This window comes from Amycolatopsis sp. NPDC043887, assembly GCF_056435665.1.
This window is the reverse complement of sequence record NZ_JBWKEB010000001.1, coordinates 139,874-161,129: the sequence shown is the minus strand read 5'-3', so window position 1 is coordinate 161,129 and position 21,256 is coordinate 139,874. Positions and strand designations below refer to the sequence as shown.

The 21,256-nt window shown below is 67.5% G+C and carries 22 protein-coding genes; 7 read left to right on the top strand and 15 right to left on the bottom strand.

Annotated features, from left to right (window positions below; translation table 11 throughout):
- The first annotated feature begins 3 nt into the window (after window positions 1–3).
- Complete coding sequence (locus AC069H_RS00835; RefSeq protein WP_478224175.1) at window positions 4–417, top strand: VOC family protein; 414 nt, start codon at window positions 4–6, stop codon at window positions 415–417.
- Window positions 418–467: 50 nt separating this feature from the next.
- On the opposite strand, the gene AC069H_RS00830 is transcribed toward AC069H_RS00835, so the two are convergent.
- From AC069H_RS00830 to AC069H_RS00820, 3 genes are all read right to left on the bottom strand, one after another.
- Window positions 468–1,136 carry a DedA family protein gene (locus AC069H_RS00830; protein ID WP_125679558.1) on the bottom strand — a complete coding sequence of 223 codons (669 nt, stop codon included), beginning with the start codon at window positions 1,134–1,136 and terminating at the stop codon, window positions 468–470.
- Window positions 1,137–1,286: 150 nt separating this feature from the next.
- A complete protein-coding gene (locus AC069H_RS00825; RefSeq protein WP_478230950.1) occupies window positions 1,287–3,548 on the bottom strand; it encodes an MFS transporter in 2,262 nt (753 codons plus the stop codon).
- Between the two features lie 4 nt (window positions 3,549–3,552).
- Window positions 3,553–4,071 (bottom strand): MarR family winged helix-turn-helix transcriptional regulator, encoded by a 519-nt coding sequence (locus tag AC069H_RS00820; protein WP_478230949.1) that lies wholly within the window; start codon window positions 4,069–4,071, stop codon window positions 3,553–3,555.
- A gap of 192 nt (window positions 4,072–4,263) precedes the next feature.
- Between AC069H_RS00820 and AC069H_RS00815 the strand changes: the two genes are divergently transcribed.
- Window positions 4,264–4,686 (top strand): PPOX class F420-dependent oxidoreductase, encoded by a 423-nt coding sequence (locus AC069H_RS00815; protein ID WP_478224179.1) that lies wholly within the window; start codon window positions 4,264–4,266, stop codon window positions 4,684–4,686.
- Window positions 4,687–4,757: 71 nt separating this feature from the next.
- Here the strand turns inward: AC069H_RS00815 and AC069H_RS00810 are convergent, their stop codons facing one another.
- Window positions 4,758–5,285, bottom strand: a complete 528-nt coding sequence (locus tag AC069H_RS00810; protein ID WP_478224180.1) for a TetR/AcrR family transcriptional regulator — start codon at window positions 5,283–5,285, stop codon at window positions 4,758–4,760.
- 88 nt (window positions 5,286–5,373) lie between these two features.
- Here AC069H_RS00810 and AC069H_RS00805 point away from each other — a divergent pair, with 88 nt between their 5' ends.
- Window positions 5,374–6,858 carry an MFS transporter gene (locus AC069H_RS00805; RefSeq protein WP_478230948.1) on the top strand — a complete coding sequence of 495 codons (1,485 nt, stop codon included), beginning with the start codon at window positions 5,374–5,376 and terminating at the stop codon, window positions 6,856–6,858.
- 19 nt (window positions 6,859–6,877) lie between these two features.
- A complete protein-coding gene (locus AC069H_RS00800; RefSeq protein WP_478230947.1) occupies window positions 6,878–8,266 on the top strand; it encodes an FAD-binding oxidoreductase in 1,389 nt (462 codons plus the stop codon).
- 213 nt (window positions 8,267–8,479) lie between these two features.
- Here the strand turns inward: AC069H_RS00800 and AC069H_RS00795 are convergent, their stop codons facing one another.
- From AC069H_RS00795 to AC069H_RS00780, 4 genes are all read right to left on the bottom strand, one after another.
- Entirely contained in the window at window positions 8,480–9,202 is a 723-nt protein-coding gene (locus AC069H_RS00795) for a DedA family protein (protein ID WP_478224183.1), read from the bottom strand.
- Between the two features lie 54 nt (window positions 9,203–9,256).
- Window positions 9,257–9,637 carry a hypothetical protein gene (locus AC069H_RS00790; RefSeq protein ID WP_478230946.1) on the bottom strand — a complete coding sequence of 127 codons (381 nt, stop codon included), beginning with the start codon at window positions 9,635–9,637 and terminating at the stop codon, window positions 9,257–9,259.
- 18 nt (window positions 9,638–9,655) lie between these two features.
- On the bottom strand, window positions 9,656–10,858 hold the full coding sequence (gene nagA / locus AC069H_RS00785; protein WP_478224459.1) for an N-acetylglucosamine-6-phosphate deacetylase: 1,203 nt from the start codon (window positions 10,856–10,858) through the stop codon (window positions 9,656–9,658).
- A gap of 91 nt (window positions 10,859–10,949) precedes the next feature.
- The gene (locus tag AC069H_RS00780) at window positions 10,950–11,525 is read right to left on the bottom strand and encodes a SigE family RNA polymerase sigma factor (RefSeq protein ID WP_007032484.1); all 576 of its coding nucleotides are present in this window, start codon (window positions 11,523–11,525) and stop codon (window positions 10,950–10,952) included.
- Between the two features lie 140 nt (window positions 11,526–11,665).
- On the opposite strand from AC069H_RS00780, the gene AC069H_RS00775 reads away from it, so the two are divergent.
- Window positions 11,666–11,941 (top strand): YciI family protein, encoded by a 276-nt coding sequence (locus AC069H_RS00775; protein WP_478230945.1) that lies wholly within the window; start codon window positions 11,666–11,668, stop codon window positions 11,939–11,941.
- 4 nt (window positions 11,942–11,945) lie between these two features.
- Here the strand turns inward: AC069H_RS00775 and AC069H_RS00770 are convergent, their stop codons facing one another.
- From AC069H_RS00770 to AC069H_RS00745, 6 genes are all read right to left on the bottom strand, one after another.
- The gene (locus tag AC069H_RS00770; protein WP_478230944.1) at window positions 11,946–12,950 is read right to left on the bottom strand and encodes a PDR/VanB family oxidoreductase; all 1,005 of its coding nucleotides are present in this window, start codon (window positions 12,948–12,950) and stop codon (window positions 11,946–11,948) included.
- Window positions 12,947–13,813 carry a metal-dependent hydrolase gene (locus tag AC069H_RS00765; protein WP_340686206.1) on the bottom strand — a complete coding sequence of 289 codons (867 nt, stop codon included), beginning with the start codon at window positions 13,811–13,813 and terminating at the stop codon, window positions 12,947–12,949. Before AC069H_RS00765 ends, AC069H_RS00770 begins: the two co-directional genes overlap by 4 nt.
- Window positions 13,810–15,279, bottom strand: a complete 1,470-nt coding sequence (locus AC069H_RS00760) for a flavin-containing monooxygenase (RefSeq protein ID WP_478230943.1) — start codon at window positions 15,277–15,279, stop codon at window positions 13,810–13,812. Before AC069H_RS00760 ends, AC069H_RS00765 begins: the two co-directional genes overlap by 4 nt.
- Before the next feature lie 81 nt (window positions 15,280–15,360).
- Window positions 15,361–15,834 (bottom strand): pyridoxamine 5'-phosphate oxidase family protein, encoded by a 474-nt coding sequence (locus AC069H_RS00755; RefSeq protein ID WP_478230942.1) that lies wholly within the window; start codon window positions 15,832–15,834, stop codon window positions 15,361–15,363.
- 3 nt (window positions 15,835–15,837) lie between these two features.
- Window positions 15,838–16,728, bottom strand: coding sequence for an SDR family oxidoreductase (locus AC069H_RS00750; RefSeq protein ID WP_478224187.1), 891 nt, complete (start codon window positions 16,726–16,728; stop codon window positions 15,838–15,840).
- Between the two features lie 149 nt (window positions 16,729–16,877).
- Window positions 16,878–17,789, bottom strand: a complete 912-nt coding sequence (locus AC069H_RS00745) for an aldo/keto reductase (RefSeq protein WP_478230941.1) — start codon at window positions 17,787–17,789, stop codon at window positions 16,878–16,880.
- A gap of 50 nt (window positions 17,790–17,839) precedes the next feature.
- Here AC069H_RS00745 and AC069H_RS00740 point away from each other — a divergent pair, with 50 nt between their 5' ends.
- Entirely contained in the window at window positions 17,840–18,661 is an 822-nt protein-coding gene (locus tag AC069H_RS00740) for an LLM class F420-dependent oxidoreductase (RefSeq protein ID WP_478224189.1), read from the top strand.
- Window positions 18,662–18,744: 83 nt separating this feature from the next.
- On the top strand, window positions 18,745–19,773 hold the full coding sequence (gene fbaA / locus AC069H_RS00735) for a class II fructose-bisphosphate aldolase (RefSeq protein ID WP_034312446.1): 1,029 nt from the start codon (window positions 18,745–18,747) through the stop codon (window positions 19,771–19,773).
- 94 nt (window positions 19,774–19,867) lie between these two features.
- Here fbaA and AC069H_RS00730 read toward each other — a convergent pair whose 3' ends face one another.
- On the bottom strand, window positions 19,868–21,085 hold the full coding sequence (locus AC069H_RS00730; protein WP_478224190.1) for a hypothetical protein: 1,218 nt from the start codon (window positions 21,083–21,085) through the stop codon (window positions 19,868–19,870).
- Window positions 21,086–21,256 lie beyond the last annotated feature (171 nt).

Here is a 21,256-nt window from a genome sequence, read left to right as displayed (position 1 = left end):
CCGATGTCCAAGCTCATGTCTGTGCACCACCTGGCACTCACCGTGACCGATGTGGACCGGAGCGTGCCCTGGTACGCCCGAGTGCTCGAACTCGAAGAGTTCACGCGTCGTGAGGACCCCGAAACGGGTCTGCGGAAGGTCGTGCTCAGGTCGCCCAGCGAGGGTTTCGCGGTGGTACTCGTCGAGCACCAGGACACCGAGCGGCCGCGGTTCGACGAACGGCGGACAGGTCTGGACCACGTGGCGTTCAAGGTCTCTTCGCGTTCGGAGCTGGCCGAATGGGAAGCGCGGCTTTCGGAATACGGCGTCGTCTACTCGCCGTCGAAGGGTTCCCGGACGTTGGAAGGCTCGTCGGTCATCGTGTTCCGTGACCCCGACGGCATCCAGTTGGAGATCTGGGCCGATCCAGAGTTGTAGGCGTGGGAGCGCAGCTCCTCCGTTGAGGGCGGCGGCGGGGCATGGATGGATTAGGCAGTGCTCTCTTCGGTCTCCTCGGCGGGACGCCGCATCTCCTGGCGGTAGCGGATCACGCCGTAGGCCGTGCCCACCACGAAGAACGCGACGCTCACCCAGAGCGCGACCGTCTTCACCCACGGAAGCTGGTCCAGCAGGCCGGCGCCGTAGTAGCCGAGCAGCACCAGCGTCGGTACCCAGAGCAGCCCGCCGAGCGCGGTCGCGAGCGCGAACCGGCGCGGATCCATCCGCGCGGTCCCCGCGATCAGCGGCGCCAGCGTGCGGATCCACGGGATCCAGCGCGCGGCGACGATGGCGAAGAAACCCTTGCGATCCAGGAAGGCCCTGGCGCGGTCCAGGTTGTGCCGGTTCAGTACCTTGCCGCCGCGGCGCGCGATCAGTTTCGTGCCCGTCGACCGCCCGATGTAGTACCCCACCTGGTTGCCGAGGATCGCGACCAGCAGTGCGGCGGCCGACAGCAGCCACGCGTTCAGGTCGGAGCCGTGCTGCGCGAGGACGACCCCGGCCGCGAACAGCAGGGAGTCGCCGGGCAGGAAAAGCCCGATGATCAGCGCGCACTCCACGAAGATGAAGCTCAGCACGATCACCCAGACGAGCACCGGCCCGGCGGTGTCGAGCCAGCTCACGCCGATGCCCGCGGCCTCGGTGTACACCTCACTCACGACGCGAGCCTACGTGTACTTCGCGAACCGCATGCGGCCGAACCGTGGAATCGGGGTGTCCGAAAGGTCCGGTCATGCGCTCCGCACGTGCGATGAAGGGGCCTTTCATCGCAAAATTCGCGATGAAAGGCCCCTTCATTGCAAGCCGGACTAGTGCTCGACAAGCTCGTCGAGCGCCTGGTCGTAGCTCAGCCGGACGTCATGTTCGGCCTGGTCGCCGCCCAACAGCTCCACCCGGCTGGTCGCGGGCGGGTAGCCGCTGGCGATCACCGTGTAGGTTCCGGCGGGCAGGTCACTGACCGTGTAGTTGCCCTCCGCGTCGGTCCTCGCCACGGCGGCGACGCCACCCGAGGAGTCGAGCACGGTGATCCGCGCGTCCGGCACCACCCGGTCACCGTCGGTGCGGGCGACACCGCTCAGCAGGATCGTGCTGACCAGCTCGAAGTCGTGACGCAGCACCCCGGCTCCGGTGGCGGTCAGCGTCGCCGCGACCGGCCGGAACCAGCGGCCGCTGGCGACGAGCGTGTACCGCCCGCCCACGATGCCGGCGAACGAGTAGGCGCCGTTCTCGTTCGTGTGCGTCCTGGCCACCTGGTTGCCGTTGTGGTCGATCAGCGTCAGCGCCGCACCCGCGACGTTCGTGGCGTCGTCCCGGCGGACATGCCCGCTGATCTGCGCGGATCCGGCCCGGTATGCCCCGTTCCCGTTGGTCATCGCGTGCTTGCCCACCTCGACGGGCGCGGTCACGACCGTCTTCTCGGACGCCGTTTCGACAGGCGCGTCGTCCTCTTCGAGGAGCGCTTCGCCGCCTTCGAGAGCCGAAGCCGCCGAAGGAGCCGAGCCGCCGAGAAGCGGGATCTCCTTCATGAACATCAGGACCAGCGTCGCCAGCAGCGCGACCGCGCCCGCCACGTAGAACACCGTGGTGATCGACTCGGTGAAGCCGATCAGCACCGGGGTCTTGATGGCTTCGGGCAGGTTCGCGATACCGCTCGTGTTCGTGGTGAGGTCGCCCAGTGCCGCGGCGCCTTCACCGGTCGGCGCGTTGCCGCCGAACGCCTTGGTGATGTTGCCCGGCAGGACGTTGAACAGGATCGTCAGGAACACCGCGACACCCGCGGTACCACCGATCTGCCGGAAGAACGTCGCCGAAGCGGTCGAGACGCCCATGTCGCTGCGCGGGCCCGCGTTCTGCACCGCGATGATCAGCGTCTGCATGCAGGCACCGAGGCCGAGCCCGATGATCGCGGCCGCGACCAGCGGGTGCCACAGCGCGCTGTTGTACTCGACCTGCGCGAAGAAGAACGCGCCTCCTGCGATCAGCAGCGTGCCGACCACCGGGAACACCTTGTAGCGGCCGGTCTTGCTGGTGATCTGGCCCGAGATGATCGAACCGCTCATGATGCCCGCCATCAGCGGGATCATCAGCAGCCCCGACTCGGTCGGCGAGAACTCCTGAACCACCTGCATGTACTGCGGGATCATCATGATCGCGCCGAACATCGCGACACCGACGATGACGCCGCCGATGATCGCGACCGTGAAGGTCGAGTTCTTGAACAGCCGCAGCGGGATCAGCGCCGCGTCCTTCATCAGCTTCTCGATGAAGATGAAGGCGACCACGCCGATGGCGCCGATGACGTAGCAGATGATCGCGTTCTGCGAGCCCCAGCCCCACTTGTTGCCCTGCTCGGCGACGATCAGGAACGGGACGACGGCGACGATGAGCGCGAGCCCGCCCCACCAGTCGATCTTGTGGTCGTGGCGCTGGTGCGGCACGTTGAGCACGCGGGCGACGACGAACAGCGCGACGATCGCGATCGGCACGTTGATCAGGAAGACCCAGCGCCAGCCGTCGATCTGGTAGCCGAAGACGGTGCCGAGCGTGTCGAAGTCGGCGAAGAACCCGCCGAGCACCGGGCCGAGCACGGTGGAGATACCGAACACGGCGAGGAAGTAACCCTGGTAGCGGGCACGTTCCCGCGGCGGAACGATGTCGCCCATGATCGTCATCGCCAGCGACATCAGGCCGCCGGCACCGAGGCCCTGGATCGCGCGGAACGCGGCGAGCTCGTACATCGACGTCGCGAAGGCCGAGGCGACCGAGCCGATCAGGAAGATCGAGATCGCGGCGATGTAGAACGGCTTGCGCCCGTAGATGTCGGACAGTTTGCCGTAGATCGGCGTGACGATCGTCGAGGTGATCAGGTAGGCCGTGGTGATCCAGGCCTGCAGGTCGAACCCGTTGAGGTCGTTCGCGATGCGGACGATCGAGGTGCCCACGATCGTCTGGTCGAGCGCGGCGAGGAACATGCCCGACATCAGGCCGATCAGGATCGTGACGATCTGACGGTGACTGAGCCGGGGACCGTCTTCTTCGACGGCTGGTGGACTTTCTACTGCGGAACTCATTGCTTCAGGCCCCCTTGGCCTTCGACGCCGACGCGGGGTCGGCGAACTGTGGAGATGTTTTTTCGAGGTCGTCGTTCAGCCGGTGGAACAGCGAGTTGAGGTTTTTCCGGTCGTCGTCGGACCAGTCGCCGAGCACCTCGGCGAGCCACTGGTTCCGCTGCTTGCGGTTCTCCTCGAACACCCGATGCCCTTCGGCGGTCGGTGCGAGCAGGCAGGCGCGGCCGTCTTCGGGGTCGGCCAGGCGCTCGACCAGCCCGTGCTGGACGAGAGAGCTCGACTGCCTGCTGATGGTCGAGATCTCGGAGTGCAGGAACTCGGCGAGTTTGCTGGTCCGCTGGGGCCCGACGTGGATGAGGCAGAAGAGGATCGCGTACGCGGCCCGCTCGATACCGTCCGGTCCCTGCTTGGACACCTGGGACTTCGCCCGGTTGACCAGGCGCACGAGCCGCACGAGCTCATGCCCGAGGGTGTCGGCCAGATCGAGGTCGGCCTTCGACCTGGTGGCGGGTGTCGTGGGTGTCATGGTGGTCTCTCTCGCCGGTTGCTTGGTCACTGCAACTAGTTGCCTAGAGCAAGGATGTTCCTCCCAAGGATGCTTCGCAAGGAGAAAGTGACGTTGTGTGTCGGATGACACTTTAGTTGCCGCATGCAAGCACATTTATTCGTGCATGTTTGTCCGGTTCGCCCTGAGCTGCACTTTTGCTTTGATGGAGTCATGACCGACTCCGCGCTCTTCGCGATCCTCGCCGCCCGCGACTTCGGCACCCTCGCCACCATCAAGCGGGACGGCAGGCCTCAGCTGTCGACCGTCAATTACCTCTACGACGCGGACGCCGGCGCGATCCTGATCTCGATCACCGCACCGCGCGCCAAGACGAAGAACCTTCAGCGCGATCCGCGGGCGACGTTCCACGTGTCGACCGAGAGCGGCGACGGCTACGTCGTCGTCGAGGGGCCGGCGGTGCTCACGCCGACCGCCGCTTCGCGCGACGACGCGACCGTCGACGCGCTGGTGGACCACTACCGGCGGGCCAGGGGTGAGCATCCGGACTGGGACGAGTTCCGTGACGCCATGGTCGCCGACCGGCGCGTTCTGCTCACCATCCCGATCGAGCGCGTCTACGGCCTGCGGATGTAGGCCCCCCTGCGTTTAGTCCTCTGAATGCGGTGGTTGCACGCGCAAGGACCGCATTCAGAGGACGAAACGCGTCAGCGCTGGATGCGGGCCTTGATCTCGTCGATCCGGTCGAGCAGGGGGCTCGCGTCGTCCCGGCCGAGCGCCGCCCGCAGGTAGAGGCCGTCGCCCACCAGGATGATCAGCTCGGCGGTCAGCGGGTCGTCGACGTGCTCGCTGATCAGGTCGTGGATCTTCTGGTTGTAGACCTGGACGACCTCGGCGACCCGCGGTTCGTTGAGCATGATCCGGATCGTCGCCATGGTCGTGCGGTGCAGCGGCTTGCGCTGGGTCACGTCGGTGATGGCGGTGCGCAGGTACCAGGAAACGACGCCTTCCGGAGCCTTCTGTGCCTGTTCGAGGTCTTCGTCCGACAAGGTGGCGAGACGCTCCATCAGGCCGTCCACCAGGGCTTCCTTCGAGCCGAAGTGGTAGAGCAGGCCACCCTTCGAGACGCCCGCGTGCGCGGCGACGGCGTCGAGGGTGACCCCGCCGGGGCCTTGCTCGATGAGGATCTCCTCGTAGGAGTCGAGGATGCGTTCCTTCGCGGTGGGCTTCGCCATATCAGTTGACTATACCGTCTGGACGGTTTACCTTCGGACGAGGCGGTAACTGTACCGTCCAGACGGTTTAGCTAAAGGAGAGTGCGCCATGGCGAGGCGCAAGCAGTGGTGGGCGTTGGCGGTACTGGTGCTTCCGGTGCTGCTGATCAGCGTGGACATGACGGTGCTCGGGTTCGCGCTGCCGTTCCTGTCCGAGGATCTGGCGCCCACCGGTGCGGAGCAGTTGTGGATCGTCGACATCTACTCGTTCATGCTGGCCGGCCTGCTGGTCCTGATGGGCACGCTCGGTGACCGCATCGGCCGTCGCAAGCTGCTGCTCATGGGTGCCGCGGCCTTCGGCGCCGCATCGGTGCTCGCGGCCTTTTCGACCAGCGCGTTCATGCTGATCATCGCCAGGGCGCTGCTCGGCGTGGGTGGCGCGACGCTGATGCCGTCGACGCTGTCGCTGATCCGCAGTATCTTCGTCGACCCGAAACAGCGCCGGATCGCGATCGCCGTGTGGAGTGCCGGGTTCTCCGGCGGGATGGCGGTCGGGCCGGTGCTCGGCGGCTGGCTGCTGGAGCACTTCTGGTGGGGTTCGGTCTTCCTCATCAACGTCCCGGTGATGGTGGTGCTGCTGATCGTCGGACCGTTCGTGCTGCCGGAGGCGCGTGATCCGAAGCCGGGCCGCTTCGACCCGCTGTCGGCGCTGCTGTCGCTGGCCGCGATGCTGCCGGTGGTCTACGGCATCAAGCTGGTCGCCGAACACGGCTTCACCTGGAAGGCCGCGGTCAGTGTCGTGATCGGGCTCGCGCTCGGTGTCGTGTTCGTCCGCAGGCAGAACAGCCTCGACGAGCCGATGCTCGACCTGAAGCTGTTCTCGAACCGGGCCTTCAGCGGCTCCGTCGTGACGAACATGCTCGGCGTGTTCGCCATGGTCGGCCTGCTGTTCCTGGTGCCGCAGTACCTGCAGCTGGTGCTCGGGCTGACTCCGGTCGTCGCCGCGCTGTGGATGCTCCCGGCGACGGTCGCCGGTGTCGCCGGAGCGCTCCTCGCGGCGTGGCTCGCGAAGCGGATCCGGGTATCGCTGCTGGTCAGCGGTGGTCTCCTGGTCGCGGCGGTCGGCTTCCTCGCGCTGACCCAGGTGTCGTCCGGCGGCGGGCTCGCGTACGTGGTGGTGTCGTTCACGCTGCTCGGCGGCGGTGTCGCCCTCTCGGAGACGCTGACGAACGACCTGGTCATCTCGGCCGCCCCGGCCGAACGCGCCGGAGCCGCTTCGGCGATCTCCGAGACCGGGTTCGAGCTGGGCGGGGCGCTCGGCACGGCCATCCTCGGCAGCGTCGCGACCGCGGTCTACCGGTCCGGCCTGCCGGAGGGGACGGCCGAATCCGCCCGGGACACGCTCGGCGGCGCCGTCGCGACGGCGCAGCAGCTCGACCCTGCCGCGGGGCAGGCGCTCCTGGAATCGGCTCGCGAAGCCTTCACCCAGGGGGTGCACGTTACCGCATGGGCGGGTGTGGCCGTGCTCGTCTATACAGGCGTCCAGGCCTTCATTCTGCTCGATCGGAAAAAAATTTCCGCAGTGCGGATCTAATCGAGCTTACGATGGGGGCATGAGCAACCATGCCCTGGTCACCCGGCTCCGCGAGCGTCTCGGCGACGCCGCGGTGCTCACCGACACCGACGTCACGGACGCCTACTCGCGCGACATGATGCCGCTGGCCGACAGCGGCAAACCCCTCGCGGTGGTGCTGCCGTCCGATGTGGAGGGTGTGCAGGCCGTGGTCAAGGCCTGTGCGGAGTTCGAGGTGCCGATCGTGCCCCGCGGCGCCGGCAGTGGTCTGTCCGGCGCCGCGAACGCGATCGACGGCTGTGTCGTGCTGGTGCTGACCAAACTCGACCGGATCGTCGAGATCGACGAAGGCAACCGGCTCGCCGTCGTGCAGCCCGGCGTGGTGAACCTCGATTTCCGCAACGCGGTGGAGAAGCACGGCCTGTTCTATCCGCCGGACCCGTCCAGCTACGACTGGTGCACCATCGGCGGGAACCTGTCCACCAACGCCGGTGGCCTGTGCTGTGTGAAGTACGGCGTCACCACGGATTCCGTGCTGGGGCTGGAAGTCGTGCTCGCCGACGGCTCCGTGCTGAAGACCGGGCGCCGCACGGTGAAGGGGGTCGCGGGCTACGACCTCGCACGGCTCTTCGTCGGCAGTGAGGGCACGCTCGGCGTGATCACACAGGCGACCGTCGCGCTGAAACCGTTGCCACAGCTGCCCGCCACACTCGTCGCCGCTTTCAACAGCACGGAGGCCGCGGGCGAGGCCGTCGCGCGAGTCGTGCGTGAGGGGCTGGTGCCGTCGCTCATGGAGATCATGGACGCGACGTCCATCAAGGCGGCCGAGGCCTACCTCAAGACCGACCTCGGCACGAGTTCGGACTGCAAAGCCTTGCTGCTCGCGCAATCCGACTCCGGCGGCGAGGTCGCTCGCCGGGAACTCGCGGCGCTGGAACAGATCTGTGTCGACTGCGGCGCGGATCTGGCCTACGCCACCGAAGATCTCGAAGAGGGCAAGATGCTGCTGCAGGCGCGGCGGGTCGTGCTCACCGCGCTGGAGATGTACGGCGTCTGGCTGACCGACGACGTCTGCGTGCCACGGACGCGCATCGCCGAGCTGATCGCCGGCTGCGAGCGGATCAGCGAAGAGGTCGGGTTGCGGATCGCCGTCGTCGGCCACGCCGGTGACGGCAACATGCACCCGACGATCGTCTACGCGCCCGACTCCGAGGAGGAGTTCGCCCGCGCGCGGACGGCCTTCGACGCGATCCTCGACGTCAGCCTGTCGCTGGGCGGGACGGTCACCGGCGAGCACGGCATCGGCCGGATCAAACGCGAGTGGCTCGCGAAGGAGATCGGCGAGGTCGGCATCCGCGTGCACCGGCAGATCAAGCAGGCTTTGGACCCGGGGAACCTCTTCAACCCGGGCTCGATGTTCTCTCTCTGAACGCCGAGGTCTGTGGGAATCGTCCGCTCGGCGTGACTCGCGTGCTTGGGCACGGAACTCACGTGCTTGAAGGCCGCACTCGTGTGTGCGGTCTCCGAGCACGCGAGTTACGTGTCTGAGCACGCGAGTGCGGTGCCGGGTCACCCAGGACAGCCGCTCGCCCGAACACCGCTGAACGCCATGAACGGACCGTTCACGGCACTTCGTAAGGGGTCAGTCCCGGATGCGCGGGATCTGCTGAGTGACGTCCTCGGCGGTGTCGACGACGAGGCCGGTCGCGGTGTTCGCGTGCTTCTTCTCGCGGCGCGCCTTCAGGTACTCGATCACGATCGGCACCACCGAGACCAGCACGATCAGGATGAAGATCGCGTCCACGTTGTCGCGGATGAACGCGACGCCGCCGAGCAGGTGACCGAGCGCGGTGATCCCGGCGGCCCACAGGATGCCGCCGATGACGGTGTAGGTGAAGTACTTCTTCGGGTCCATCTTGCCGATGCCGGCGATCCACGTGATGAACGTCCGCACGAACGGCACGAACCGCGCCAGCACGACCGCCTTCGGCCCGTGCTTCTCCAGGAAGGCGTGGGTCTGGTCGACGTACTTCTTGTTGAAGAACTTCGAGTCCGGTTTGCGGAACAGCCAGGGCCCGACCTTCCAGCCGAGGCCGTAGCCGAGCAGGTTGCCGACCAGCGCGGCGACCGTGACCAGCACGCACACCAGCCACAGCGGTGCCTCGATCGAGCCGTTCGCGATGAACAGGCCCGCGGTGAAGAGCAGGGAGTCACCGGGCAGCACCGGGAAGATGCTGCTCTCGATGAAGATGATCAGGCAAAGCACGGTGATGACCGGAACGGTCAGTCCGCTGAGCAGGTGCTGCGGGTCCAGCCACTCCGGCAGGAGGCCCATCGTCGTCACGGTGTTCTGCGCCAGGATCACACCAAAACGGTACAGGGTGACGCTGAGTGCCTTGACCCGGCGGGAGAGGGCGGCTCAGATCAGCGTGAGCAGCCCGATCACGGAGCCGGCTGCGAGCCCCAGCAGGACAGCCAGCAACAACACCCAGTACGCGGGCAGAGGCGGGCTGTTCGGCGAAGGTGCCGGAGGCGGGGTCGGACGCTCTGCCAGCCTGGCCGTTTCCGCATCCTCCAGCGCGACGCGCTCCCGTTCGAGCGAGCCGGCACCGGCGCCGGACAGCAGGCCGTACTGAAGCGGCAGTTCGTGTTCTCCGGGAGCGCCGGGGTTACTCTCGGTGTCCGTTTCGGCCGGTTTGTCCGCAGTCGTCTCGGAGACCCGCTCCGCCGAAGGGGCGAAGACGGCTTGAGCGCGCAGGGCGTCGGCTAGGAGCTTCTCCGGGTCCTTGGGCTCGCTCATCCGGGACTCCTTTCGCCGCTACCCGTCGCTGACCGACACGCCGCCTTCGACCGCCCCGCTCAGCGGGGCCGTGGCGCTCAATGTAGCCGCAGCGTCGTCCTTGACCCACTCGCCCTGACGAAGCACCCTGACCGGCCGCAGGTCGCGGTCGAGCACGACGACGTCGGCCGCGAGCCCGGCGCGCAGCGAGCCGGTCCGGTCGGCGATGCCGAGCAGTTCGGCGGGGCGTCCGGAGGTCGCACGGACGGCGTCGAGCAGGTCGATGCCCGCCCCGCGGACCATGTTGCGGAAGGCCGCGTCCATGGTCAGCGTGCTGCCCGCCAGCGAACCGTTGCCCGCCAGGGTGGCGACACCGTCACGGACGTCGACCTCGAGGCGGCCGAGGATGTAGCTGCCGTCGGCGGCGTCGGTGGCCGACATGGCGTCGGTGATGAGCACGGTCCGGCCCTTGCCCGCGTGGTGCGCGGCCAGCCGCAGCACGGTCGGGTGCACGTGGACGAGGTCGCAGATCAGCTCGACGGTGATGCGCTCGTCGTCGAGGAGCGCGCCGATCGGGCCGGGTTCGCGGTGGTGGAGAGGCCGCATGGCGTTGAAGAGGTGCGTCGCGACGGAGGCGCCCGCGTCGATCGCGGGGATGATCTGGTCCTCGACGCCGTCGGTGTGCCCGATGGCGGCGATGACGCCCGATTCGGCCAGCTGCCGGACCGCCTTGATCCCGCCGTGCAGTTCGGGGGCGAGGGTGACCATCCGGATGTCGCCGCGGCCGGCGCCGAGTAGCGCGTTGACCGTCGCCGTGTCCGGCTCGATCAGCGTCGCCGGGTCGTGCGCTCCGCACCGCGCCTTCGAGATGAAGGGTCCTTCAAGGTGAATTCCGGCAAGTTCACCCTCTTGGACCAGCTCACGCAGGGCCGCGATCTGGTCCCTGAGCACGGGGACGGGATCCGAGACCAGACTGCCGAGCATGGTCGTGGTCCCGTGCCGCCGATGCGCGCGGACCGCGCGGAGCAGCTCCTCGGGGTTCGCGCTGGAGAACGACCCGCCCCCGCCGCCGTGGCAGTGGGTGTCGACGAAGCCGGGCACGACCAGGCACCCGTCGACGTCCACGCGGTCGATGTCCGGGGGTGTCCCGGAACCGACTTGGACGATCTTGCCGCCGGCGATAGCCAGCCAGCCGTCGTCGAGTACACGGTCCGGGGCGACGACCCGGCCGCCCACGATCACGAAATCTCCGGCGCCTCTCACGCCCCCCAGCATATATTGGTCTGGACCAAGCATGGCGGCACAACCCAGCGGTCGAGATGAAGGCCGGGCATCAGTTCGGTGACTGCATTGCTTTCTGCAGTGCCTCCAGCGCCCGGCTGGCGGTTGACTTAACGGTACCTTTCGAGATCCCCGCGGCCTCGGAGATTTCGGCCTCACTCAGCCCACCGTAGTAACGGAGGACCAAAACCTCGCGCTGGCGAGGGGGCAGTTTGGACAAAGCGCTCACCACGGCCTGATGTTCACTCGACAGCATGGCGAGACTTTCGGCCGAACGCGCGTTGACGGCGTGCGGTGCGACGTACTCGCGTGCGGTCTTGCGGCGGCGCAGCACACTGCGTGATCCGTTGACCACGGCGGTGCGCAGGTATCCGACGGCCGCGGCGGCGTCACGCAGGCGTCCCCAGTTGCGGTGCAGCCCGGTGAAGGCCTCCTGGACGACGTCCTCGGCGGTCGCGGGTTCGTCCACGAGCAGGATGGCCAGCCGGACGAGCCGCATCCGGTGCTGGCGATAGAGATCCTCAAGGGTCAGCGGTGCCGCAGGCGGCGGTGGCGTGACCGGTCCGTCCATGGTGCGCAAGTGGCCGAGGGTCGCCTCGACACTGCGTTCCGCGTTGCCCTCGAGCATGTACCCCTACCTGTTCATTTACCCCTTTGAAGCACAACCTGTGCGTGGCGCTCGATCAGCGTATCGGGTGGGGCGGGAGTCCTGCCTGATCGGATCCTGAGAAGCTGGGGGCGTCTGTTGGAGCGACCTTGGAGATGTCGATGGCCTGGTTCCTGGTGGAGATCACGTACGTGCAGGAGAAGCTGGCGGACGTGCGCCCCCGGCACCGGGAATTCCTTTCCCGCCTCGCCGACCAGGGCGTCGTCGCGCTCGGTGGTCCGCTGGGCGACGGCTCCGGCGGGATCTCGATGTACCAGGCGGCGGACGAGGCGGCGCTGCTGGAGATCATCGACCAGGACCCGTACCACCTCGAAGGTGTCGTCGCGGAGCGGACGGTGCGCGAGTTCAAACCCGTGATCGGCGCCTGGATCCCCTGACGGCTCAGAGATCGAGGGTGACCGGCTCGCGTTCGACGCAGACCCGGACGCGGTCGCCGGTCACCGTCGGCAGTTCGCACGTCCCGCAGAACCCCTGACGGCACGAATACGCGATACCGGGCACGGTTTCGCGCAGGACGTCGAGCGTCGTCCGGTCGGCGGGCACGTCCAAGATCCTGCCGCTGCGGGCCAGTTCGACGCGGAACGGCTTGCCGCCGACGATCGGCGGCGTCGAGAACCGTTCGAAGAACACCGGTCCCGAAGCACGCAGTGCCGCGTCCGTGCGGACGCCGACGATCATCGGAACCGGGCCGCAGCAGTAGATCGGCGCGCCTTCCGGGGCGCCGTCGAGAAGTTCGGCGCCCGAAGCGGGGATCCCGTAGTCCGTGTCCGGACGAATCCAGACACGGTCGGAGAATTCGGACAATTCCTCCAGGAATGGCATCGAGGCTTCGTCGCGCCCGGTGTAGACCAATCGCCAGTCCGCGCCCGCCGCGGCGGCTTGCCGCACCATCGGCAGGATCGGCGTGATCCCGATACCGCCCGCGATGAACAGGTACGCCGGGCTCGCGACGAACGGGAACGCGTTGCGCGGGCCGCGCGCCGTGATCCGGGCGCCCTTCTTCAACGCGTGCACCGCCGTCGATCCCTTGCCGAGCAGGCGGACACCGACGCGGTAGGCCGAGCGGTCGTCCGGATCGCCGCACAGGGAGTACTGACGGACCAGCCCCGGCCGTGGCGAAAGGTCGATGTGCGCGCCGGGCCGCCATCGCGGCAGCGGTTCGCCGTGTTCGTGCACCAGCCGCAGGCCGGCGACGCCGTCGGCTTCGGTACGGACCTCGTCGACGACCAGCGGGAGATCACGGTCGACGGCGACCACCGGCGGACGACGGCGGCCGCTCACCCCGCTGAGCCTGCGGTACAGCGCGACGACACCGGTCAGGGCCGCCATCGCGCGGTCGGTCCGCCCGCTGCCGTCGAGCCGCAGCGGCCGGGTCGGCGGCGTCACTGGGGTTCGTCGGCGGCCAGCGCGGCCGGCGAACTCGCGAGGTACGCGACGGCCTGATCGGTATTGCCCGTTTCCGTCGGGTGATAGGACTTCCGGAAGTACGGCCGGATCTCGCGCCGCAACTGCTTGCCCGACGGCAGGAGCCCGAGCTTCGCCACGCGCAGATAGGTCCGGAAACTCGTCTTGCCCGGCCGCGTCGGGTCGTTCTTCATGAGGAACCTGGTGCCCCGCAGGAAAACCCAGGCGAGCACCGGCGTCACCACGAGCATGCTGCGCACGCGGCGGGTGTAGCGGCCGTCGAGGTGCATGAACAGATCGAAGGCGACCGAGCGGTGCTCGACCTCTTCGGCACCGTGCCAGCGCAGGAGGTCCAGCATCGTCGGGTCGGCGCCCGCTTTGTCGAGCGCTTCGGCGTCGAGGATCCACTGGCCGAGGAAAGCGGTGTAGTGCTCGATCGCGGCGATGACGGCGAGCCGTTCGATCAGCCATTCCTCGCGCCGCTTGGCGGAAAGCTCGCGGTCGCCGAGCAGGCGGCGGAACATCCACTCCATCTGCGCGATGTACGGCCGGACGTGGACGCCCGCCGCTTCGAGGTGTTCGGCGGCGCCGTCGTGCGCCTCGGCGTGCATGGCTTCCTGGCCGATGAAGCCGAGGACGTCTTCTTTGAGGCGCTCGTCGCGGATCAGCGGCACGGCCTGCTTGAACACCTCGACGAACCAGCGTTCGCCCTCCGGCAGCGCCAGATGCAGCACGTTGATGGTGTGCGTCGCCTGCGGTTCGCCGGGAATCCAGTGCATCGGCAGCGACGCCCAGTCGAATTCGACGTCGCGAGCGTGCAGGACGATCTGCTCGTGGTCCGTCACGACGACCTCCCGCTGAGTTCGTAGTCGCTCGGGTCGACCTTGCGGGTGTCGAGCCAGTAGCGCCAGGTGAAGCCCGGCCAGATCGTGCGGTTGACACCCTTCGCGTCGAGGTACCAGCTCTTGCAGCCGCCCTGGGTCCACACGCCCTTGACGAGTTTGTCCTGGATCTCGCGCTGGAACTTCTCCTGCACACCGGCGCGGACGTCGAGCGCGGCGGCGCCACGGGAATCGGCGAGCTTGATCGCGTCGACGACGTACCGCGCCTGCGACTCGATCATGAAGACCACGGAGTTGTGGCCCAGCGCGGTGTTCGGGCCGAGGAGGAAGAACAGGTTGGGGAAGCCGGAAACGGTGATGCCCTTATGCGTGTGCATCCCCTCGGCGGCCCATTCCTTGGCGAGGTCGCGGCCGTCGATCCCGGTGATGTCCAGGTATTCCAAGGCATCCGTGACCTTGAAGCCGGTGCCGTAGATGATCGCGTCGACCTCGTGCTCGACGCCGTTCCCGTCGACGACACTGCGCGCCTTGACCTCGCGCACGCCTTCGGTGTTGACGTCCACATTGGACCGGTTGATCGCCGGGTAGTAGTCGTTGGAGATCAGCACCCGCTTGCAGCCCATGGTGTAGTCGGGGGTGACCTTCTTGCGCAGCTTCGGATCCTTGATGGCCTTGCCGATGTGGCGCTTCGCGATCACCTCGCCTGCCTTCATGATCGCGGGATGGCCGTTGAAGCCGACGGCGCGCACTTCGAGGAACCAGTAGAGCGCGTTGCGGTAAAGCCGCTGCACGCCGGGAATCCGGCGGAACGCGGTCTTGGCCCAGCCCGGCATGGCGTGGTCGGGCTTCGGCATGATCCACGGCGGCGTGCGCTGGAACAGGGTCAGCTCGTCGACCTCGGGGGCGATCTTCGGGACGAACTGGATCGCGCTGGCGCCGGTGCCGACCACGGCGACCTTCTTGCCGCGAAGGTCGTACTCGTGGTTCCACTGCGCGGAATGCCAGGTCTGGCCCTTGAACTTCTCGATTCCGGGCAGCTCGGGCACCTGCGGGATGTGCAGGCCGCCGACGCCCGAGATCAGGAACCGCGCCTCGAACTCACCCGACTTCGTGTGCACGTGCCAACGGCGCGAGGTCTCGTCCCACGTCGCGCCGGTGAGCTCGACGCCGAAGCGGATCTTGCGCCGCAGCCGGTACTTGTCGGTGACGTCCTTGAGGTACTGGAAGATTTCCGGGGCGGGTGAGAACGACCGCGACCAGTCCGGGTTCTGCTCGTACGAGAACGAGTACATGTGGGACTGCACGTCGCAGGCGCAGCCGGGGTACGAGTTGTCGCGCCACGTACCGCCGACTTCGTCCGCCTTCTCCAGGATCACGTAGTCGGAGATCCCGGCTTTTTCGAGCTGGATGGCCTGGCCGAGCCCGGAAAAACCGGTGCCCACGATCACGACCTTGAATCGCTCGGTCATCTGGCAATCCTCCACTTCGAGGCGTTCGTGCTCAGATGACGTTACCTCAAGTAACAGTTACTTGCTAGTACTACCTACCCGTCAGTATGTGCCGCCGAGCTTCGTGTGGTCCCAGCTCACGATCCTGGTCGGCCGGAAAATCAGCCCGATCCGCTTCGGGGCCTGCTTGCCGATGAAGCCCGTGAGCTCGTCCGGAACGGGATCGCCCGGCTTCGCGCCCGCGTAGCGCTGCATGAGCTGGATACCCATCTGGGTGACCACGGCCGTATCGGTGATGACCTCGACGTCGGCTTCGAGTGAGACCCCGCGCAGCTTGTCGTAGCTTTCGCCGTCCTCGATGAGCACGGTGGCGCGGGGGTCGCGCTCGAGGTTCTTCGCCTTCTGGGACGTGCCGTAGGTCCAGGTCGCGACGCCGGACTCGTGCGGGTAGTACCAGAGGGGCGCCAGATGCGGGCGGCCGTTCGGGCCAATCGTCGCGACGTTGATGACCTTCTGCTCGTCGAGGTACGCGGCGAGTTCGTCAGGTGACATGCGGATCTGGTCGCGACGGGACATACGTCAGCCCTTTCGTGTGGCGGCCCGGCCTGCCTGACCGGTCACTGAAGATTCGTACGCGCCGCGCTCCTTGATGTCCATGAGCGCCGCGGCGTCGGCCTTCTTGATCCGGCTCTTGGCGCCGATCTCGATGATCGGCGGCAGGAACGCGCGGATCAGCTTGAGACCGCCGACCCAGCGGGGAACGTGCACGGTGCGGGCGCGTTTGTTGACCCCGGCCTGGAGGTGGTCGAGCGCGACGGACAGCGGGTAGGTCTTGCCGAGCAGGCCGGGCATGCCGGCGCGGAGCTTGCCGAAGACCGGGTGCTGGTCGGCGCTCTCGACGAGGTCGGTGCGGATCCAGGTCGGGTGCGCGACGCCGACCTTCACACCGAGGTGGGCGACTTCGGCGCGGAAGCTGTTGCAGAACGCCTCGACGCCGGCCTTCGCGGCGGCGTAGTTGGCCATGCCCGGGGCGTGCGTGATCGCGGCCAGCGAGGAGATCGCGAGCAGGTAGCCCTTGCGGTCGATGACATGCGGAAGGGTGACGCGGAAGGTGCGCCAGACGCCGAGGAGGTCGACCTCGATGACCTTCTCGAAGGCGGCCGGATCCACCGACCGGACGAAACCGGAGGTCGCGATGCCGGCGTTCGCGATGACGATGTCGATCCCGCCGAAGTGTTCGACGACGCCCGCGGTCGCGCGTTCGAGGTCGTCCCAGCTGGTGACGTCGGCTTCCCAGGCGTGGGCGCTGGGGCCGATCTTGTCGGCGACCGCCTGCTGTTCCTTGGCTTCGATGCCGACCAGTGCGACCTTCGCGCCCTGCGCGGCCAGGCGCTCGGCGAGTCCCGCGCCGATGCCCCTCGCGGCGCCGGTGATCAGGACGACCTTGCCGTTCACGCTGTTCTTGGCCACGTTGCCTCCTCGTCCGAGCCCTAAGGCTTTCGGACGGTACCTCAACCTACCCGGAGTAAGCTACCCGCAAGTAAGTCCGCGTTCCGTCCTCTGGATGCGGTAGTTCGTGGTGCCAACTACCGCATTCAGAGGACGAAATGCGGGGGGTGTCAGCGCGAGGCGGAGGTGAGGGCGTCGATCTCGTCGGGGGTAAGCGAGAGGTCGGCGGCGGGCAGGAGGTCGTTCAGCTGCTCGACCGAGCGGGCGCTCGCGATGGGCGCGATGACGGTCGGCCGCGCGAACAGCCAGGCGAGGGAAACGGTGGCGACCGGGACGCCGCGGGACGCCGCGACCTCGTCGAGCGCCGAGAGCACCCGCTCGCCGCGTTCGTCCAAATAGGACGAAGCGCGGGCGGCGCGCGGACTGTCGCCGAGGTCGTCCTTCGACCGGTACTTCCCGGCGAGAAAACCCTTGGCCAGCGAGAAATACGGCAACGTGGTCAGACCTTCGCGCTCGACCGTCGGCGCCAGGTCCCGCTCGTAGTCCCGCTCGACGAGGTTGTAGTGCGGTTGCAGCGCGACGAACTTCGCCAGCCCCTCGCGATCCGAAATGGACAGTGCCTCGCTCAGCCGTTCGGCCGAGTAGTTCGACGCCGCGATGTAACGGACCTTGCCCGCGCGCACGAGCGCGTCGAAGGCGCGCAGTGTCTCCTCGATCGGGGTGTCCGGATCGTCGATGTGCGCGTAGTAGAGGTCGATGTGATCGGTCCGGAGCCGTCGGAGCGAGTCTTCGGCCGCCGCCGCGATGTTCGCCGCCGACAGGCCCTTCCGCTCCTCCCACATACCGGTCTTGGTCGCGATGACGACGTCGTCGCGTCGGCCGCGCTTGGCCAGCCACTCGCCGATGATCGTCTCGGAACCGCCTGCCGAATAAAGGTCGGCCGTGTCGATGAAGTTGCCGCCCGCCGCCGTGTAGGCGTCGAGGACGGCGAAGGACCGCTGCTCGTCCGCGGTCCAGCCGAAGACGTTCCCTCCGAGGTTGATCCCACGGACGTCGAGGTCGGTGTTCCCGAGTTTCGCCATACCCCGAACTTAAGGGAAGACATCGCCCGCTCGCGGTGTTGCCTCGGTACATGGGAATCGAACTCGGCAGGATCGGCATCTGGCAGCACGAAAGCGTGTTCACCCCCGGACTCGCGCGCGAGCTGGAGGAACTCGGATACGGCGCCATCTGGCTCGGCGGATCGCCCGCGGGTGACCTCGCGAAAGCGGAGGAACTCCTCGACGCGACGAAGACGATCAAGGTGGCCACCGGCATCGTCAACATCTGGAAGGACGACGCGGCCACGGTCGCGGAGTCCTACAAGCGCATCGAAGCGAAACACCCGGGCCGCTTCCTGCTCGGTGTCGGCGCCGGGCACCGCGAGCACACCGCGGAGTTCAAGAAGCCGTATACGGCGCTGGTCGAGTACCTCGACGCGCTCGACGCCGCCGGAGTGCCCGTCGAAGGCCGCGCGCTCGCCGCGCTCGGCCCGAAGGTGATCAAACTCGCAGGGGACCGCACGGCGGGCGCTCACCCGTACCTGATGACGCCCGAGCACACGCGCCAGGCGCGGGAAATCCTCGGGGAGGGGCCGCTGCTCGCGCCCGAGCAGAAGGTCGTCCTCGAGACCGATCCGGCGAAGGCCCGCGAGATCGGGCGGGGCACCGTCAAGTTCTACCTCGGCCTCGTCAACTACACGAACTCCCTGCGGAAACTCGGTTTCACCGACGAGGACCTGGCGGGCGAGGGCAGTGACAAGCTGGTCGACGCGCTGGCCGTGCACGGCGACGCCGAGACGGTCGCCCGCGGCGTCACCGCGCATATCGAGGCCGGGGCGGACCACGTCAACATTCAGGTACTGAACTCCGACCCCCTGCCGGTCTACCGGGCGCTCGCCGCGGTCCTCCTCTGACGCGACGGCTGTAGGCACCTCCCGGCCGACCTCGTACGATGCGGCCGAGAGGTGCACCAGCCTGCTTCGAGGAGGAGTAAACGATGCCCATCGCCACCCCCGAGGTCTACGCGGAGATGCTCGACCGGGCGAAGGCGAACGAATTCGCCTACCCGGCCATCAACGTGACCTCGTCGGAGACCCTGAACGCCGCCATCCGCGGGTTCGCCGAGGCGGAGAGCGACGGGATCATCCAGTTCTCCACCGGCGGCGCCGAGTTCGCGTCCGGCCAGAAGGTCAAGGACATGGTGACCGGTTCGGTCGCGCTCGCCGAGTTCGCCCAGGTCGTCGCCGCCAAGTACGACGTGAACGTCGCGCTGCACACCGACCACTGCCCGAAGGACAAGCTCGACGGTTTCGTCCGCCCGCTGATCGAGATCTCGGCGGAGCGCGTCAAGAACGGTCAGCACCCGCTGTTCCAGAGCCACATGTGGGACGGTTCCGCGATCGACCTCGACGAGAACCTCGAGATCGCGCAGGAGCTGCTCGCCAAGGCCGCGGCCGCGAACATCATCCTCGAGGTCGAGATCGGCGTCGTCGGCGGCGAGGAAGACGGTGTCGAAGCCGAGATCAACGAGAAGCTGTACACCGCCGAGGGCGACTTCCTGAAGACGATCGACGCGCTCGGCTCCGGCGAGAACGGCCGCTACCTGCTGGCCGCGACCTTCGGCAACGTGCACGGCGTCTACAAGCCCGGCAACGTGAAGCTGCGCCCGGACGTGCTCAAGGGCGGCCAGGAGGCGGCGGCGAAGAAGCTCGGCCTCGCGGCCGGTTCGAAGCCGTTCGAGCTCGTGTTCCACGGCGGTTCCGGCTCGCTGCCGGAGGAGATCCGCGAGGCGGTGTCGTACGGCGTCGTGAAGATGAACGTCGACACCGACACGCAGTACGCCTTCACCCGGCCCATCGCGGACCACTTCTTCAAGAACTACGACGGCGTCCTGAAGATCGACGGCGAGGTCGGCAACAAGAAGGTCTACGACCCGCGTAGCTACCTGAAGGCCGCCGAAGCCGGCATGGCCGCGCGCGTCGTCGAGGCCGCTCAGTCGCTGGGCTCCGCGGGCAAGAAGCTCTGACCAGTACGCATTTAGTCCTCTAAATGCGGAAGTACGTGAAGGCCCCCTTCACTGCGCTAGGCGCAATGAAGGGGGCCTTCACGTACTCAGAGCCTCAGGCGGCGGGGAGCGTCGTCTTCTCGCGGCGCTTCTCCAGCAGCGAGTTCATCGCCCGCGTCCCCGGACCGGCGGCGGCCCACAGCACGCCGACCCCGGCCAGGCAGACCGCGGCCGTCCAGTAGGCCACCGGCGGCGCAGACTCCGTCTGCGCGTCACCGAGGATCCACGGCCGGAACTGCGACTGCACCCACAGCATCCCGTAGCCGAACGCCGTCACCAGCAGCGCGCCCGCGCCCGCCGTCAGCAGCGGATGGCCGCGGCCGATGCGGAACGCCAGGTCGACGGCGAGGCCGACGGCGAGCAGGTAGAACGGCACGACCGAGACCGGGAAGCCCATCCCGAGCAGCAGCGGCCACATCACCAGCCGGTAGGCGAGGTAGGCGGCGGCGACCGTCGTCCCGGCCCAGCGGAAGCCGGTGGTGTGCCGCGCCAGCGCGAAGATCAGCGCCATCACGCCGATACCCCACAGCGGGTAGACCCAGTCGTCGATCGGCATCGTGAAGTACTCGACGGCCACCCGATCGACCGGATGCCCGATCTGGTTGGCGGCGAAGTTCAGCAGCTCGGGCTCGGCCTCGGGCGTGCCGCGCTCCCAGGCGCGCAGGCCGAGGATGCCGTACTCCTGCTGACCGTTCGGGAAGAACGTGTTCTCCAGGAAGAACGCCCACAGTCCGATCAGGACACCGGTGCGCCGGCGGCCGGGCTTCGCGTACTTCAGCCAGCCCATGATCACTCCGGCCTGCATGATGCCCGTTCCGATGTAGAGCATCATGTGCGAAGGGCTCCACGCGGTCAGGTCGAGACCGTTGACGCGGTGGTTGATGACGTCCAGTGGCGCCGCGATGAGGAACACCACGAGCCCGACCTGCATCAGCCGCAGGGACCGCCGGTCGGCGCCCATCCCGGTGTAGCTGTGGATAGCCACCAGCACCATGATGATCACCGTGCCGACGGTGTTGATCAGGTGCGGCGGGGCGAGGTCGTCGCGCAGCCACATGAAATGCCACGACATGTCCCACGACGAGCCGACCAGCTTGAAGGCGAACGCCGCCAGCCACATCGAGTAGCAGAAGTTCAGCACCCAGTCCGGCGTCGCCTGCCCCGGCGCGCCGCGGTGCCAGTGGAGCTTGAAGAACAGCCTCGTCTTCGCGATCGGGCTGCGGGGGATGACACCCGGCGAAAGGTCCCCGGTCACTTCTGTCGCCTTTGTCATGCGGGCCATCTTCCCTGCTCCAGATCACGGGATGAGCATTTGGGGTCGAAAATCGGGGTTCACCCGTAGGGGTGGCTGATTTGCGGTCGGCGTGCGAAGCAGGGCAAGGTGTGCCGCCATGATGCCGAAACGACTCGTCGCGGCGGTCCTCGTCGCCGCTCTGGTGCTGGC